Here is a 16,497-nt window from a genome sequence, read left to right as displayed (position 1 = left end):
ACCCAGCTCATAAGTTTCGCGGGAATCGCCTACCAGCGGGAACCGGATACTCGCTGGTCAGAGTTGTGCCACTAGTGCCAGGAATGCCAGAAATGCCACGTATGACAGGCGGGAAGTGGGATCCATGTGGGATCCTGTACCGCCATGAGCCCCCGGAAAGAGGCCGGAAGGGCACTAATGGGACCTTCACCACACTCCCCAATATTTCCGTAATGCGGACTTGACACTTTTAGCGCAGTTGGGTTAGAATGTACATGTAAGCAAGAGAGAGGAAAGAAAAATGATTCTTCACGGATACCTAGCCGAGGAAACCGAATTCACCAATGACCACGGAACCGTAACGGTCCCCGCCGGCGCACCCCTCGAAGTAAACGCTGATGACCTCGCGGACTGCGGCGAATCATGGGCATACATCCGCGACGGAAAGCATTTCGGAGCCGCCGCAATCCTCACCATGGACCAAATCAACCCCGCCTAAGGACCCATCATGAACCACGTAGAGACCGCCGAAATTACAGATTTCGTATTCGCCAACATCCCCAACACCAACACCCGCGCCGCCGATGAATTCCGCACCGCGCTCGAGGCTTTCCTAGATTCCTACGTAAAGACCGATCACCGCTCTAACGCGGGAAATCTAAACGCCACCGCCGAGTTTCTACGCAACCTCGCCCGCGGCGCGCAAGAGGCCGCCGAGGTCGCCGAGGAAATCACCGCCGGAATCTACAGCTAAGGAACCGCCATGAACACCGACTCCTACGCCCTCGGATACCTCCGCGCCCTGCTTAAAGACCACCTCGATACGGACACCATCGAAGAGCTCTTTAGTGAGGCCGAGGAAGCCGCACAGGAATTTGCCGAAAGAATGGAGAAACAATGAATCAGATCACCCGCGAAGAGCTCGCCTCCCTGCTATCCAACTATTGCGGGCTCACCCCGCCGCTTCCGGATCATATTTTCGTGATGGACCCCGATCGCGCCCCGGATAGGTGGACAGCGACCACCAGCAACGGGGTGGTGAAAATAGCCATATCGCACGCCACCGGGGCGGAGCTCGTGAAGAAACTTGAGGCCCGGGCGCGGGAGGAAGGCCGCGATTTCCAGCGCTATGTAGAAGAGTTCATCATCTACCCGCCCGCAGACTTCCTTACCGATCCGGGCAATACAGAGCTACGACGCATGCTCCGGGAGACGATGGATCGGGAGGGCATTCATAGGAAGCTAAAGCTCGCCGGCATGCGTTATAAACTTGCGCAGGAAGCAGTAGAGCGGGCGCGTAATGAGTGGCACGCGGAGATATGCGCGGCGGTAAGGGCCGGAATGATGAAGTCCGAGGTCGCCCGGGTAACTGGTTTAGCGCGCCCTTACATTCATTCAGTGATTAAGGAATTCGGCGAGGGAGAATAATGACTTTTGATGTTGCATTCATGCACGACGGTATTCATCTCTTCTATATCAATGATGACGTAACTCACGCTAAGACGATCTTCATCCCGCATATCGAGGCTTCCCGTGCGATGGCCGAGGGGAATTATGAGGTTGAGCACCAGGAGCGGGACATTTACAGCCACCTTTTTTATCATGGGTACAGCCTTCAGGGGCTTTATTCCCGGAACCCGATCGCTATCGAAATTTAAAGATAAATAGCGTAATCTCTGGTTGACACAATTAGAGTTCGTGGGCTATAATGGACATGTAAGCAAAAGAGAGGGAGAAAGGAACCCTACAATGACCATTTACAGCCGCCTCGATGAAGCCATTCTCCGCGAAATTATTGAGCCCCTCGGTGAGTATGCCAACGAATTCGACATCGACGCCATCGCGGACGAAATGATCGACTGGCACGACGAATACAACGCAAAAGGCGAAATCAACATCAACCGCTCCGGCTTCCACATCAAGGAAGACGCGGACCTCTGGGAAATCATCGAGCGCCACGCGCTTTAGCCCACGGGTTGCGCAAAAAATAACTACCCGTTACACTTCAAGGTGTCCCCGCGTTAGCGGGGGTGAGCCGTTGCTGATGCTTAGGCATTCAGGAAAGCTCAACCCTCCCTGCGTTAGCAGGGGTGAACCGTTGTCGATGTTCAATGCATTGCACAAACAGTTCTTATCCCCGCGTTAGCGGGGATTTTTCTTTTACCCCTAAAACGCGAAAAGGCGGCCCCACCCCTACGGAATCAGTCCGAGGAATGGAGCCAAAAATCCAGTAAGTGCCTAGAGAGATTAGCCCGCGCCGCCGGGCGCTAACCGTTCACCACGTCGTCGTGAACATCCGGGGGGAGACGCGCCACCGCTAAAGCACTATCAGAGTTCCTAGCGATACGACGCAAACCACCAATCGCCGCCCAATACTTCCGCCGCGTAGCTTCAACCGTTGTTTGCAAAGTTTCCACGCGCGACCGCAAAGAATCTATTTCTTCCTGCTGGCTATCCAGCCGCTGCATGATTTTATCCGTGAACGCGTCCCAATCAGGCGATGCCGCTTCAATCCGTTTCGCATCGACGCTAGCGCGCGCCGTTAACCGCGCGCCGAGCACACCGAGCGCCGCCGCCGCCAACGTTCCGATCAGACCTGCCAGATTGCCATCAAGGTTCATCATCCCTCCTTCAAGGACGGAACCGACGCCGAGTATTGCAGCCTACCGCGCGAAAAAGCCCAGAGAGCCAAAGCGGTAACCGCTCCGTACCCAATCGAGCTCACCCAACCGCGGCCACCCGATACCAGGAAGGAAACAGCCCACAAGAAGTGAAGGCCTACCCCGGCCCCAACCGCGGGCGGCGTAAAACGCGGGAAGATAACCGCCGCAAAGCACAGCACGCCGCTAATCACCCACGGCCACGCCCACAACGGGGGCGGCGCGACCTGCTCGAGTAAATGCGCAGGCGGGCGCTCCGGGCTCACCATAAAAGGCATGTACGAAATTCCGCGCAGCAACGCCGCCAAACCGATAATGAACAGCCCTACGGAATCCGAGCTAATCCAATGCCGCTTCATCATCGCGCCCCCTTAGTCGTAAAGGCTAAACCGGCGCTCGGCGGAATGCCGAGGGGCTCGGGAGGAATCGGGCGGGAGGATACTAGACGCGGGAACGGGCTCCGCGTCCGGGGCGCCAACCGCCTCCGCTACCCCGGGCCCCACATCCACAGTTTTGCCGACTTCCATGTCGTAGGATTCCAGAATACGGGGAAGCGCGGAAGGCGGGATTCCGCCCTTAGTAAGAGCAATCACAAGGGCCGCCGCTAGGCTGGTAACACAGCCCACCACGACGGCGAACCAGTCCGGGGCGGACGTAAGCTGCTCTATCAGCGTGGACCCTACCCACACCACGGCCACCGCTACCGTGATGAATGTTTCCTTCCGCTGCAGCACGAAGGACTGCCGAGCCAGGACAGAAGCCACCGCCGTAGAAATCGCATCACGATTATTCATCACGCCCCACTTTCACGTTCAGAGCTTCCTGCAAGGAAACAATTTTTCGCAGCGCCACCGAAATATCCGAAAGCGTTTCCGCAATGAATGGCAGCATATTCGCGTGCATATCTTCCAACTTCCGATCCGCCTCGAGGGCATAGCCAATCGCCGTATCGGAAAAGACTTCACCCTCCCCTATTTCACCCCGGCGGAGCCGTTCCAAATCGTATCGGGAGTCAAACCGATCCGCGATTTCATGATTGAGTTTCTTCACCAATCGCAGCAATTCACGCTGCTCATTATCGTTTAAGGCGGGCATAAAGGAATCCTCCTCTTGTGTAATCAGGTCGTACCAGCGCTGAGCTTCATTCATCCACAGCTGGTGATATTTTCCGCCGTTAGCTAAATGGTAGGGACATGCGGTCGCCGAATGATCGCGGTGATCATCAATGTTCACGCCGTATTCAGGGCGGCCGAGCCCATGCACCGCGCACAGTTCCGCCGCCAACTGCGCCCCGCGCTTAATCGTTTCTTCCGAAATAGGCCAATCCTGATCGGGACCGCCCGAATTAGAGTGCTCGATAATAACGCAGTAAGCATTGGAGGGATCATTGTTCCCCCACGCGGTATCTTCCACCCTCACTAGCTGCCCTACGTGATTTCCCTGTACCGCGAAATGCGCCGAAGCCCGCCTGGTTTGCCACCACCGGTAACAATCATGGGCGTTACCGATTCCGCCCATATGGTGTCGGGTGATGCGCCGAATCTTTTGGCCACCACGCCCCCGGGTGAAATGCTTATTCAGCCAAACGTATTCATCGACGCGGACCTGGACCCTCGGAACCGACTTTGTACGCCGGGCGAAGGAAGCCGGTCGCTGGCCCCAATAATCATGAAGCACGTCGTTCACATCAATCTGGATTCCATCCGGGCCGGGAATGTTAGCGCGCCCCTGGTAGAGCACGGCCTCCGGGGCGCGCACCCCATGAGACCATGCAGGGGTCTGCCAACCGAGCACCCGCCCGCCGCCGAGGTCGGCCACTACCCCATCCTCGGCAGCCCACGCAATCACGCGGGAATGCCCATAGATGCCTACCCGATCCACGCCGAGCACCTCCCCGGCGGCGCGGAAATAATCAACCGCGGTTGAATTCCACTGATTTAGGGAAATATCGAAATCGACGGCGAAAAACACCGGCCACCCGGAACGGCCGAGGTCTTCCAGAGCTTTCTTAGCCGCCTGGGCGTCCGCCATTCCCCCGGCGTAGCCGCGCATCGAATCAGGGTCTGCGGCCCCGCCGTATTGCCAGACGAAAGCGAGGTCCAGGCCGGCGGCCTCGTAATCCGCCACCTCGGCGCGGCTAATCATCTTTCCCTTCATCCACGGCTCCCGGGGTGGTGAAATATATCGAACCGCCCCGCCATAGCCCGCGGCCTTCACAGACCGGCCGGAAGGCACCCCGGCCGAGAAATCAATTACCTTCATATCGAACCCCTAGTAGTCAAATTCGTATTCATAGCCAATTTGCTTCCAGTAGGTGTATTGGTCCCAGCCGTAGCCCGGTTTATTGCTGTATTCTGACCAGTGCGATTTAATGCATTCATACACATACCCTTCAAATACGTTTCGGTCTCCCGCCTCGTAATAGAAGTCAGACACCCACCCCCTTCGTACTTTTCCGACTTGTGAGTACACTTTTTTCCCGTTTAGCCAAGCTTCCTTGATTTTCTTCCCGCCGTAGTACAGCTCTTTAACCTTCTTGCCACCGATGTAAACAGCCATGACTACTCCGGAATCACGTAGAGAACATCGGACTCAGGCTTAGACGGCAACGAGGACACAACCTGGATACGCGAATCGACATAACGCCTGTTCACCACAGCTGTTTCCGTGTTCTGAAAGTGCGCATCCTGCACCGTGATGCGGCCACGAGAATCCGATCGGATTAAACGGTTAGCATTGTTGCCGTCGGCTTTAAGAACGTATGCCTCCACTGCATCAGAGATCTCTGCGGAAGTATGTGTGTGTCCATCTTGGGCACTCATCTTCCATGGCGACCAGGTGCTATTGTATTTGCCTCGTGTCCATATTTCGTTAGTGCTTCCAAAACAGGTATAGCGTTGATAGGTCATCGACCCGTCTGGATTAAAAACCTCTAGTAGGCCAGCTATGTTAGTTGGATAATTAGACCCTGATGAAGCATTACGGTTCATGTTCTGGTGGTAAACGCCGGTCTTGGTGAAGTTGTTTAAATCCTCATTTTGCCCAAGGCGCGTAATGCCCACTGGGAACGCAGTGTCATCCACATACTTCTTGGAGGCCGCAACGGCGTTGCCGTCCGGCACCTCGGGCACAGTAATCTGCCCACTAGACAAACGACGAACCAGCACGCCTCCCTTCACGCGGTAGTCAATCGCAGGTATATCGGTTATATCCGCCACCTTATGCTTGTGCGTCTTGTCGGCTTTCTGATTGCCCACACTATCGACATACCCCTTGCGCGCGAGTTGATTATCCTCACTAGGGTCGTTTGCGTCATGAAGGTGCCCCGAGGGGTGAGTCTTTACTACACGGTTACCGAACCCTGGCGAACCGAAATAACCCACAGCGTCGCTAATATCCGCCGACACATGCTCATGGTCTTGTGGCGGGAACTTGGCGGGCTTGCCACCAATCCCTGCCCACGTTGTTGCACCATCAACACCGGCAGGACCCCGCTCGCCTGTCGGGCCTCGTTCACCCGGTTCACCTCGCGGCCCCCGCGGGCCACGAGGACCCACCAGGGAAGCACGTTGAGATTCAGTAAGTTCATCGAACGTTACGGAACCATCAACACCGGCAGGACCCCGCTCACCTGTCGGGCCTCGTTCACCCGGTTCACCTCGCGGCCCCCGCGGGCCAGTCAAGGGCGGGGAAGATTTGCCGTTAACCGTGAGCACGTCGTTATCCCATGACGTCGAGCCCACTATCTGTTCCGCCCGCGATGCTGCTTCCGCCGCCGAGTTCAGCAACCCTTCCGCGTTAGATTCCAGCGCCTTTAACTCACCTAAGCTTTCCTTAGCCGAGGAAGCTGCCGCCTTAGATTCCTGAACCGCTTCCATAGCTTCCGCCGATAGGCGCTCCAATTGGGACCGGGTCGCGGAATCCGCCAACTCCGCCGCGCCTACCGCATCCGCCAAAGAACCGCCGCCCTCGGGAACAATAAGCTCGAGGACTTCCACCGGGCCGCGGGCCCTCAAAAGAGTAACAACCACCGGCCCCGGGGCGGCATCAAACTCGAGCCTTCCGCCGACTATATCCACGTAATCGGTGGACGTTGTGATAACCGCCCCATCGTATTCACGAGCCCGCGGCGCACGCACCGACGCGCGCTTTACATCTTCCGGGCGGGTCGTGACATATTTCAACGTTCCAGTAATGCGAGCCATGACACGGCCTCCTTAAAATCCTTCCGTAAAGGTAAACACTTCACCCTCGGGGTAATTCTTATAACCCGCGGGGCGCACGAGCACCACGCCGATACCGTTCCGGTATTCCGCCGGAGGAATGACCGATCCGACGTCGGAGGCGTCCCACCATTTCCCCTCAGTTCCCTTAAACGAAACAGGTTTATCAAAGCGATACCCGCGGCCCCGCCACGCGAGAAGACCGACATGACCGGCGGGGAAATGAATAATTCCGCCTTCCTGACCGTGCGGATAATCAGATGGATAGAACCGATTCGTATCACGCGCAACAAACACGTATTCAGCTGGATCATTACCCACGTCAGGGGCGATCTGAATATGTGCCCTTGTCACAGCCATTTGAAGAGCACCACGAGTAAAGCGTTCTTCACGCTTAGAGGTAGTTACATCGAGGGTGTACATATCCACGGCCGAGGACCCCGTCACCATGGACTTCAGCTCAACTTGCACGTTGATACGGCCAAGCCACGTACCACGCGCCACAACCCTAAACCATCCCTCACCGGCGTCAGTTTGGATCATGTCATCGTGAATCACCGGTTCACGGCCTTCATGGTGATAGATACGCACCCGCTGCGCCTTATTCCACCGCAAGGTATTACCATGCATTTTTCGCGACAGTTCTAGGGAGTTGATAGCCCGCCTATTCGCCAAAGCTAGATCGGTCTGCGCCTTATCGATTTTCTTTTGCGCTTTCCACAATTCCGTATTGAGATTCAAATACGCCGGCACCAGGCCGCTCTCCGAGCTTTTGCCCTGGCTAGCCAGTTGAGAATTAATCGCAGACAGGGAGCGCACAAGATCATCCGGGGCCGAGCTATAGCCTCGCAGGAATCGAACTACCTTTTCAACATCTGTATTGGTTAATTCCAGCGCCTTTTTACGCGCTTCCGCCTCCCCCGAAACCGCGTTGTCAATCGCATTGTTTCGGTTAGTTGCTTCCTGCTCAAGGGCTTCACGCCGAGCCCGCGATTCTTCCACTAGCGCGTTAGAACGTTCCCGGGCTTCAGCTTCCAGCGCTTGACGCCGAGCTTCCGCCTCTTCCGCCAACGCTGCCTTACGCCGTTTTGCTTCTTCATCCAGCGCTTCCTGCCGCCGTTTAGATTCACGCCTATCTGTTTCACGCCGTTCACGCCGCTCATCGGCAATCATGCGAGCCAATTCAGCATTATCCCGATTCCGGGCGTCATCATCGAAGATTGGAGAATTACCCACCCGCACCCGATACCGGCGCGCCGCGCCTACCGAGGATTCCAGAGCGATTTCAGTCACCGGCAGGAAAAACACTTTGTTCCAGTAGGAGATAGAAACAATATCGCCCACATCGAAATCGACATAGGGCTCCAGGCCGCCGAGGCCCGCATTATCAATTTCGCGCTCCAACACCGCTTCACCCGCGGTCCGCGTAATCGCCGAATCCAGTACTTCTTCCACATTGGAGAAACCGGAATCCGGGATAGGCACCCCGCGGTCGTTGAATTCCCGCGCCGTGATACTAACGTCATTCTTGACGAAACGCCGCCCCATACGGCCGGGCCGGCGATCGAAATCGGAGAAATACCCGAACTGGCGGTCATCACCGGCCGAGGGCCGTTCATCTTCCGGAATGGAATCAGACCACGTCACATTCCACGCGCCGAAAGAGTACGCGGCCAAAGAGCGGAGGATCGTTACCTCGCCGCCGTCGGCAATGAGAGGATGTAGCTCCATTGTTAGGCCTCCTTCATTTCATCAATGCGGATAATCAGCATGGGCCGCGTCCACGATTTCGTACCACCGCCGCGTACCAGTACCGGATCATCGCCCGGCCACCACATGTCCACCCGTAGATACAGGCCGGCGTTCTTCAGCGGCGCGGCAATCGTATCGAGCACATAATCATCCGAAGTTCGCAGATAGATCTCGCGGGAATCATCCACCCCGCCCGAATAATCCACTACCGCATGCTCGTCGCCTTCCCACCCCATGAGAGCGTTCACGCTCTTGAGGGAATCATCCACGAAATCGCGGATGACAGACCGCGCCTGGCCCTTCATCGTGTACCCATCCGCCGCGGTAGCAAAAGGCACCTGCGCCAACCGCCGCGGAATCCCGTACCGCTCCCCGGAAGCGTCTTCATTCCATGTTTGAAATTTCGCGTTTTGCACTTCCAGAGGAATCGAGGGGCCCGGCCAAAAGGCTAGGCAATCCACCGCATCAACGCCTTTAATTACAAGGGTGTCGGGAGCGGCCGCCCCGGAAATCGTGGCATGCGTAATGAAATATGCCAGGCGCGGGCGACCGGGAACTTCCACAATCAACATCCGGGTCGGGCCTTTAGCCGGGACCAGGCGGCCGGCTTCATCTTGCAGGCCGATACCCTCGGCGATCAGTTCATCTTTGATTGGGGTATCCGCCGGTGCATGCAGGGTGAGCTCGAATTCCGATACCGCCATTCGGTTACGCGGGAACTTCAGCGACTCGAAGGGTGGTACTTCCATGAAGGGCACGCCGTCCTCGTTGGCGATTCCTACCCAAAAGCCATCATCGGCTACAGCCTGCCTAATATGCTTCCGCCAATCAGGGAGTTTCATCACAGTTCCTTTTCAAATGGGTCGAATACCCCGATTTCCCATACCAGGCGCGCGCCCGGGGGAACGGTAAAGTCGCGTTCTTCCCCACGGGGCACGGATTCCCCTACCGCGCCCACCCGGCGGGTAAGTTCCCGGTCGTATTCATCGCCGCGGAAGATACGGCCGGAATTATTCCGCGCAAGAGGCAGGCGGTGCTCCTCGCTGACTACCGGGAGGATGAACATCGCGCCGGAAGGAAGGATCACCTGCCCACCAGACCCCTCCCACACGATTTCTGGCCATATGGGAACATCACCGTAATTCGTCACCGTGACAGTACCCTCCCCGGAAAGCGGCACCGTCCACACACCCGGCGAATCCGCGATCACATCAACTCGAACCCGGTCCCCGCGTTTCGGAATCGCCGCCGGGAACTTAAACGCCGCCGGGAGGCGCGCCGCCAATCGGTACCGCGCCCCGCCAATCGACAGCACCAGCCATGAGTATTCCCACGTTGACCACGCCCGGCGGAAATCATGCCAATCATCCGGGGATTGCACCACCACGCCGAGGCTTCCAGTTATCGGCGAAATAGTACGGTCCCGGAAATCGACGATTTGGCCCGGCACACCAACCGACTGCACCGGGTGGTCCTCGAATGAGCTGGTTAGGCCTTCCACCGTCTCGGCTTCCACCGCTACCGGGCCGGGGGAGCCGTCGGCAATCAGGTTGAACGTTTCCCCAGTTGGGGAAACTAAATCTAATTCGTAGAACACGTTATGCTCTCACCCTTCCAGTAACGGCCGCGCCGCCGAGGCGCGGATTCTCAATCTTTTCCAATCGCAGTTCAAGGTCCGCGGCCTGGGCCTTAACCGCATCTTGCAGAGCTTCCAGCTCGCGAAGAGAAATAGCCTCCTTCCCTTCCGGTACTTGAATCACAAGGGTCGATTTCTTTTCCGCAATTTGCTTCAGCCGTTCAGCCGTATCGCCCTGGTAATTGGCAATATCAGCAATCGCGGCGCGGACCTCTTCATTCGAGGTGCGCCAGTATTCAGACCAATTGGAACGCGAATCGCGCTCGAGCTCGGCCGCACGGATACGATCCGCGATTTCGCCCTTCTCAGTCCGATAGGCCAAATCAGCGGTACCGCGCTTCACCTTGGAATCCAGCTCCGCCTGCGAGTTCTTCAGGTCGAGCAAATCAGATTCCCAGCGCACCTTATCCAAAGCGCGGGAAGCGTCCCCTAGCGGGGAGTAGGAAATCAGGTCATCAATATCACCGGATCCGCCAAACAGGCCCATGAATCCCGCGCCCGCAATCATCTTCCGAATATCGGACTCGGACATACCGACACCCTGGAAATCATCCCGGGCGGCGAGCGCTTCCATTTCCGCCCGAATCTGATCCTGGCGGCGGTTAGCGTTCTTGTAGTAGCCGTTAAACCAATTCGCGGGATTAAGCCAGGTTGAGGTCTTAGCCTTTTTCGCCTCAATTTCCGCCAATTCGCGGGCCAGCGCGGCATAGCGTTCACCCACAGTCGCGCCAACCTGATCGAAACCGAAAGCCTTCCCGGACATGATGGCCAGCTTTCGGATCGCTAGTTGCATATTTCGGGAGGTATCTTCCAAGTCTAGGACAGCCATCTTTTGCGCATGAATCGCATCAAGATTAGCCTCCCTAGCCTTCAATTCCTCGATATGCATTCCGAGCTGGGCGGCTTGCAGCGCTTCAAACGCCGCCTTAGTTTCATCGGACCATTCCGCCAAATCGCCGAGCGCGCCGTCGGTATTTTCCTTCACGTTCCAGCGCCAACGATCCGTCGCCAAAGACAAATCGGTATAGGCACCAATATTGGCCCGGGCATCCTTGCGCAGTTGTTCATCGAAAGCGGCCTGGGCTTCCGCCACTCCCTTAGCCGCCTTAAGCGTTGCTTCCATACCCGAAATCTGAGTGAAGCGAGTTTGGCGCATCGCTTCCCGAACATCAATCTGAGCCGCGATGAAGTCCATCGACAGACCAACAACGGCCTCCCGCTGTTTTGCAATGAGATCATTCAGCTCCTTAATGGAGCCCATCATCTCTTCGATACCAGACCACACCGCAGTCCGCGCCATCGTGAAAGCATCAATCAGCTTTTCGATGACCTCGAAGACGGTAGCGGCAATTTCGATAGCCAGCGCAATTTGCGCCTGCCCCGCAGCCTTAGCAATATCCGCCGCAGCCCCACGAGCGTTAGACAAATCAAGTTCCGCGCCGAGAACTTTTTCTTGCGCGGCCTTAATCGCATCCTGCTTCTTTTCCTCCGACGCGGATTGCTTATCAGCAAGGTCCTCACGGACTTCCGAAAGCTTCTTTTCAGCGTCGGCGACCTTTTCCGGATCACCATCCTTCCTAGCTTCAGCCAACTTTTCTTCAGCGTCCGCCAACTTGCGCTTATCGTTCTTATCGAGCTCCACCGCATCAGATTCAGCTTCACTAAGCGCCTTCCGAGCCTCGGCTAGCGCCTCTTCCTTTTCCGCGATGACCTTCAGCGCCTGGTCATGATCCGCGTACTTTTGCAGCACCGCATCATGACCATCGACAATTCCGGAAAATACGCGGGTATAGGTTTCCAGACCGGGCAGTTTGCTAAAGGTATCAAACAGCTCGTTCACGGACGCGGTTCCAGCCCACGCCGCGGACCAGGCCACCGCCTGCGCATTATCTTCACCAATCAGGCGGGAAAGATGTTCCCGCGCCCCATCCGTTTCACCGGACCACGCCGCGGCCAGCTCGCGCATAGCCGGGGTGAGGTTATCGGCGATGACGTCCGTGGTTGCCTTCAGCTGCGGCACCATTTCGCCTACCTGCCTAATGAGCTCGGACACGCGGTCCCAATGGGCATCGGTAAGCACCGGCTCCGGGCGGCCGGAGAGATTAAGCGCCATCGCACCATGAGGCAGCCAGCCGCCCTGGTCGTACAGGCGGGTCAACGCCGGGATGATACCGCCGAGGGCGTATCCATGACCGTGGCCCCACATAGTAGTGAGGTCGGTGCCGTAGCGGCCCTTATAGTAGCGAAGCGCGGCATTCATGTTGGCCCACGGGTCGCGGCGATCGTTCGGCAGTTCAGGGTCACGATTGGCCTCGAAGGTTCCCGGGATGATTTGCAGCAGGCCCACGCCAGCGGACTCACCGGTACCGTTAATATCCACAATCTGCTGGGCAACGTTAGGGTCGCCGCCCGATTCCGACATGATTTGCGACAGCATCGCATTCACCTGCGCCGGATCATCGGCATTAAAGCCCTGGCGGCGCATCGCAGCCATAGCCATCTCGCGCCACGACTCAGCATTTCCAGCGGCACCAGCAGCACCGGAATAGGAGCCGGATTCATCCGCCTTCCCGAGGATAAATTTCTTAGCAGAGTCCCAGACAGTATTAAAAAATGCGCCTGGAAGCCCGCCAATGATTCCGGGAACCTTGAAAGAACCAATCTTTCCCTTTATCCCATCGATGATCGGGTTGAATAGGCCCGTCACCCGGTCCTTAATGGACGTGAATACCGCTTTCGCGCCGTCCCATACCATCTCAACCATATTTTTAGGGTCACCGAGAGGCTGCGGGGAGGCCACGTGAACGTGATTACGGTGCTGGTTCATTGTTCCCGCGCCGTAGTAACCGAATCCGTCGCCCATATCCTTACCGTTCTTCACGTTGTGATTAAACGGAGAGTGAATAAGCTCCAGGAGGCCTTTACCGTAATTGGTGAAAAGGTTCATCGCGGCCGAGCGCATTTCAGGAGTCGAATCGGTAGAGTTCGAGAAATCTACCGCCAGGCCGCGGCCGTGATTATCGGGAGTATTTCGCACGGTAGAGGTAATCGTCATCATCGGGTAATACTTGTTCACCCAATCAACGATTGAGCCCACTACACCACCGGAATAGAATCCGCCGAGGTTCCGCTCCTGCTTGCCGTACAGGAAGTCCCGTACACCGTTAACGCCACCGACACGCGCGGCGGAGTTAATACCATCAACCCAACCGGAACCCAGAACGCGGCCGGCCTCCGGGCGGAGGATCGGCTCGCCACCAGACAGGCCAATACGCATACCAGTACGCGGCTCGATGAAATCATAAATATCCCGGCCCGGGGTATAGCCCGGAAGGATACCGCCGGTCGCGAACTTGTGTTCTGGGAGTTCATCCAGCCCCACCAATTTGCCTACAGCGTTCCATGCTTTACGAATACCGTTGTTGTACACGGTATTCACCACGAACTGCACAGGTTTCTTAGTGAGCTCACGAATCTTCCCCCACGCCTTCCCGATACCATCAACCGCGAACTCAAACGAGCTCTTAACGGCGTCAAGGGCGGCCTTCAGCCCGGCAAACACCGTATCGCGCACAAACACGAAACCGGCGTTCAGGGCCGAGGTCATCCAATCCCACTTATTCGAGATCCAGTCCAGCGCCGGGGAAACACCTTCATTCCACAGCCAAAGAATCGCCGCCTGGTACGGCTCGATCACATTAGACCGAATCCAATCCCAGCCAGCTCCGAGGGCCTGGCGGAGGGTATCCCAGCCGTCGACGATGAAACCGAAAACGGGGCTAATCGCGCTATCCCATAGCCAGGTAATCGCCGCGGCCCACGGCTCCCACACATAGGTGCGCAGAAGTTCCGCGCCCGCGCGCAAAAGTTCGACCAGACGATTAAAGCCGTCCCGGATGAAGTCGAAGTAGGGCTTAACAGCGTTCTCCCATAGCCACATGAAGCCCGCCCCAATCGCGGGGAGGATCACATCAACCACCAGGGACACGCCGGTCTTAAAGCCTTCCACAAGACCATTCCACGCGGAGACAATAATCCCGCCGAGCGGCTTCAGAACGTTGTTCCACAAAGCGGTAAAGGCCGTCCCGATACCAGACAGGACCGGCTGGATGATGTTTGTCCACGCCGCCTGGATAGCGCCGGAAAGCACATTCCACCCCGCGATGAATGGGTAGATAGCCGCGGTTCCTACTACAGCGAAAGTAACCTTCATCGCTTCAGCGAGCCACCCGAAGACGGCTTTACCCGCATCCCACACGGTAATGAATGCGTCGCGAACGCCGAGTAGGAAACCCACGATTGGGGAATCCTCTTCCAGCCCGAAAGCATTAGCCAGTGCGCCGGTAAAATCACCCTCGACAAACAGGGCCTTCAGGCCATTAAATGCATCGCTAATCCAATCGATACCGGCCTTAAAGACACCCGTGAAGGCTTCCCACCCGGCGGACAGGCCGTCGGTGAATTTTGCCCACAGTTCACGCCCGGTTTCGGTCTTTGTGAAAAAGATGGCAAGCCCCGCGACCAGGGCAGTAATAGCGGTCACCACAAGGAAGATCGGGTTAGCATTCATCACCAGATTAAGCGCGGCCTGGGCTGCGGCAACACCCTTAGTAACGGCGGCGTGAACCTTTTCCACCGCCGTAAGCTTCATGAGCCATTGCAGGAATCCACCGGCGGTCGCAATCTTTTGTTGCAGGACCAGGGCACCATACGCGCCGGCCAAAATGCCTACCGGGGCGGCGACGGATGCAATCACGCCCGCCGAGCGCTTCATCCACTCAACCACTCCGGAAATTGCGGGAATCAGGGTCGTGGTAATCCATTCAGAAATGACCTCGAGCTTATCCGCCGCGGTTTCCATAGCGGGACCGAGGACATCAAAGAGCGCCATGGCCACCGGTTCAATCGCCAAAAGTGCGCGGTTCTTGAAGATTTCCCACCGCTCGGCGAAGCTCATTGTTTCTTCCGCAACGCCGAGAATCGTGTCCTCGGTCGCACCCGTAGCCGCCATGAAATCTTCCACGGACAGAGTTCCGGTTTTCACGGCATCGACAAATTGCGCAGCGCCGCGGGTACCGAAAAGGCCGCTAGCCATATCGATGGCCTCCGCCGATTGACCGGAAGCAATCAGGGAATCGATCTGCTCAATCGTTTCCTTGAAAGCGGATGGGGCATCGCGGCCTTCCTTAGCAAATTCGGCGAGGGCGCGCTGCATGCGCTGCATCGTGCCATCCGCGTTAACACCGGCCTTATCCAATTGACCGGCAAGGGCGGCAGAATCGCCGAGGGAGAAACCGAATTCGCGCAGCGCCGGGCCGGCCTTCACCGCCGAGTTAGACAGCTCGGTAACAGTAAGGCCCGTGGCCTGGGAAACCTGAAAGAGTTCATCGAGGGCGTCGGGCATGCTTTCCGCTTCAACCCCGAAACCATTAAGCGCCTGGGACACGGCGTTAATATCGGCATCGACACCCATATTTTCCAGCTGGATCATTTGGGAAGCGAACTTTTCCAGCGGCTCGCCGGTAAGACCAAGGCGGGTATTAATATCCGCGACGGCGGTACCAATATCCTCAATCGACGCCGGGACGGACGAGGCCACATTACGCGCGGTATCCTTCAGACCTTCCAGCGCCTCCCCGGATGCTCCCGTACCAACCCGGATCGTATCCCATGCTTCATCAAATTTAGAGCCGATACCGTAGAGAGCTCCACCGGCGGCAGCAATGGCGCCGGAAATAGCGGCGAAAGCTAGTTTCGTCTTATCAAGACCGGCAACCAGGCCCCCGGAAGAATCTTCCGCCGCGGACTGCGCTTTAGCGAAATCGCCGGTAGCATCTTCCGCCTCTTGCGTCTTCTTCGTTAGATCAGTTTGAGCGCGCTGCAGCTTTACGTTAGCGGCTTCCAGCGCCTTAGTATTCAATTCTTCATCGCGCTGCGCCTTAGCCAGGTCAGCGCGGGCCTTAGCAATTTCGGAGGCCTTAACATTCTCCTTTTCCATGACCTCGGCCAATTTCGCGCTAGCGACCGTAGCCTTATCCGCCGCATTAGCCTGCCGGGCCCGAGCCCGTTCAACCTGCAGCGTAGCCTTTTCCACAGCGCCCTCGGCCTTTTTGACCTCGCGCGCCATGGAATCGGCAAAGGACTTACCGGCCTGCGCGCCGCCCTTTTCCGCATTTTTTCCGACTTCCTTAAAGAATCCATCAAAGGACGGAAGGATCGGGACGTATTGAGCGTCGCGGGCCATAGT

16 protein-coding genes are annotated in these 16,497 nt (G+C 57.0%); 6 read left to right on the top strand and 10 right to left on the bottom strand.

Annotated features, from left to right (window positions below):
* The first annotated feature begins 280 nt into the window (after positions 1-280).
* From QP363_RS11045 to QP363_RS11020, 6 genes are all read left to right on the top strand, one after another.
* Positions 281-478: a hypothetical protein gene (locus QP363_RS11045; RefSeq protein WP_284764609.1), complete on the top strand. Its 198-nt coding sequence runs from the start codon at positions 281-283 to the stop codon at positions 476-478.
* A gap of 9 nt (positions 479-487) precedes the next feature.
* Positions 488-733: a hypothetical protein gene (locus QP363_RS11040; RefSeq protein WP_284764608.1), complete on the top strand. Its 246-nt coding sequence runs from the start codon at positions 488-490 to the stop codon at positions 731-733.
* A 9-nt stretch (positions 734-742) separates the two neighbouring features.
* Entirely contained in the window at positions 743-880 is a 138-nt protein-coding gene (locus tag QP363_RS11035; protein WP_284764607.1) for a hypothetical protein, read from the top strand.
* Positions 877-1,407, top strand: coding sequence for a hypothetical protein (locus QP363_RS11030; RefSeq protein WP_284764606.1), 531 nt, complete (start codon positions 877-879; stop codon positions 1,405-1,407). The genes QP363_RS11035 and QP363_RS11030 overlap by 4 nt, the downstream gene beginning before the upstream one ends.
* Entirely contained in the window at positions 1,407-1,637 is a 231-nt protein-coding gene (locus tag QP363_RS11025; RefSeq protein ID WP_284764605.1) for a hypothetical protein, read from the top strand. Before QP363_RS11030 ends, QP363_RS11025 begins: the two co-directional genes overlap by 1 nt.
* A 91-nt stretch (positions 1,638-1,728) precedes the next feature.
* A complete protein-coding gene (locus tag QP363_RS11020) occupies positions 1,729-1,947 on the top strand; it encodes a hypothetical protein (RefSeq protein ID WP_284764604.1) in 219 nt (72 codons plus the stop codon).
* A 299-nt stretch (positions 1,948-2,246) separates the two neighbouring features.
* Here the strand turns inward: QP363_RS11020 and QP363_RS11015 are convergent, their stop codons facing one another.
* Genes QP363_RS11015 through QP363_RS10970 form a run of 10 tightly spaced genes read right to left on the bottom strand, consistent with a single transcriptional unit; the run spans position 2,247 to position 16,494 of the window.
* On the bottom strand, positions 2,247-2,603 hold the full coding sequence (locus QP363_RS11015) for a hypothetical protein (protein WP_284764603.1): 357 nt from the start codon (positions 2,601-2,603) through the stop codon (positions 2,247-2,249).
* On the bottom strand, positions 2,600-3,001 hold the full coding sequence (locus QP363_RS11010; protein WP_284764602.1) for a hypothetical protein: 402 nt from the start codon (positions 2,999-3,001) through the stop codon (positions 2,600-2,602). Before QP363_RS11010 ends, QP363_RS11015 begins: the two co-directional genes overlap by 4 nt.
* A gap of 9 nt (positions 3,002-3,010) precedes the next feature.
* Positions 3,011-3,433 (bottom strand): hypothetical protein, encoded by a 423-nt coding sequence (locus tag QP363_RS11005; RefSeq protein WP_284764601.1) that lies wholly within the window; start codon positions 3,431-3,433, stop codon positions 3,011-3,013.
* Positions 3,426-4,901 (bottom strand): glycoside hydrolase domain-containing protein, encoded by a 1,476-nt coding sequence (locus QP363_RS11000; protein ID WP_284764600.1) that lies wholly within the window; start codon positions 4,899-4,901, stop codon positions 3,426-3,428. The genes QP363_RS11005 and QP363_RS11000 overlap by 8 nt, the downstream gene beginning before the upstream one ends.
* A gap of 9 nt (positions 4,902-4,910) precedes the next feature.
* Complete coding sequence (locus tag QP363_RS10995) at positions 4,911-5,198, bottom strand: hypothetical protein (RefSeq protein ID WP_284764599.1); 288 nt, start codon at positions 5,196-5,198, stop codon at positions 4,911-4,913.
* A gap of 2 nt (positions 5,199-5,200) precedes the next feature.
* A complete protein-coding gene (locus QP363_RS10990) occupies positions 5,201-6,844 on the bottom strand; it encodes a hypothetical protein (protein WP_284764598.1) in 1,644 nt (547 codons plus the stop codon).
* 12 nt (positions 6,845-6,856) lie between these two features.
* Complete coding sequence (locus QP363_RS10985; RefSeq protein ID WP_284764597.1) at positions 6,857-8,593, bottom strand: hypothetical protein; 1,737 nt, start codon at positions 8,591-8,593, stop codon at positions 6,857-6,859.
* 2 nt (positions 8,594-8,595) lie between these two features.
* A complete protein-coding gene (locus tag QP363_RS10980) occupies positions 8,596-9,456 on the bottom strand; it encodes a hypothetical protein (protein ID WP_284764596.1) in 861 nt (286 codons plus the stop codon).
* Positions 9,456-10,211, bottom strand: coding sequence for a hypothetical protein (locus QP363_RS10975; protein ID WP_284764595.1), 756 nt, complete (start codon positions 10,209-10,211; stop codon positions 9,456-9,458). The genes QP363_RS10980 and QP363_RS10975 overlap by 1 nt, the downstream gene beginning before the upstream one ends.
* A 1-nt stretch (position 10,212) precedes the next feature.
* Positions 10,213-16,494, bottom strand: coding sequence for a phage tail tape measure protein (locus QP363_RS10970; protein ID WP_284764594.1), 6,282 nt, complete (start codon positions 16,492-16,494; stop codon positions 10,213-10,215).
* Positions 16,495-16,497 lie beyond the last annotated feature (3 nt).

This window comes from Corynebacterium sp. UMB6689 (assembly GCF_030215295.1).
GTDB classification, from domain to species: Bacteria; Actinomycetota; Actinomycetes; order Mycobacteriales; family Mycobacteriaceae; genus Corynebacterium; species Corynebacterium aurimucosum.
The sequence above is the reverse complement of the archived record's forward strand: the minus strand, read 5'-3'. Positions and strand labels throughout refer to the sequence as shown.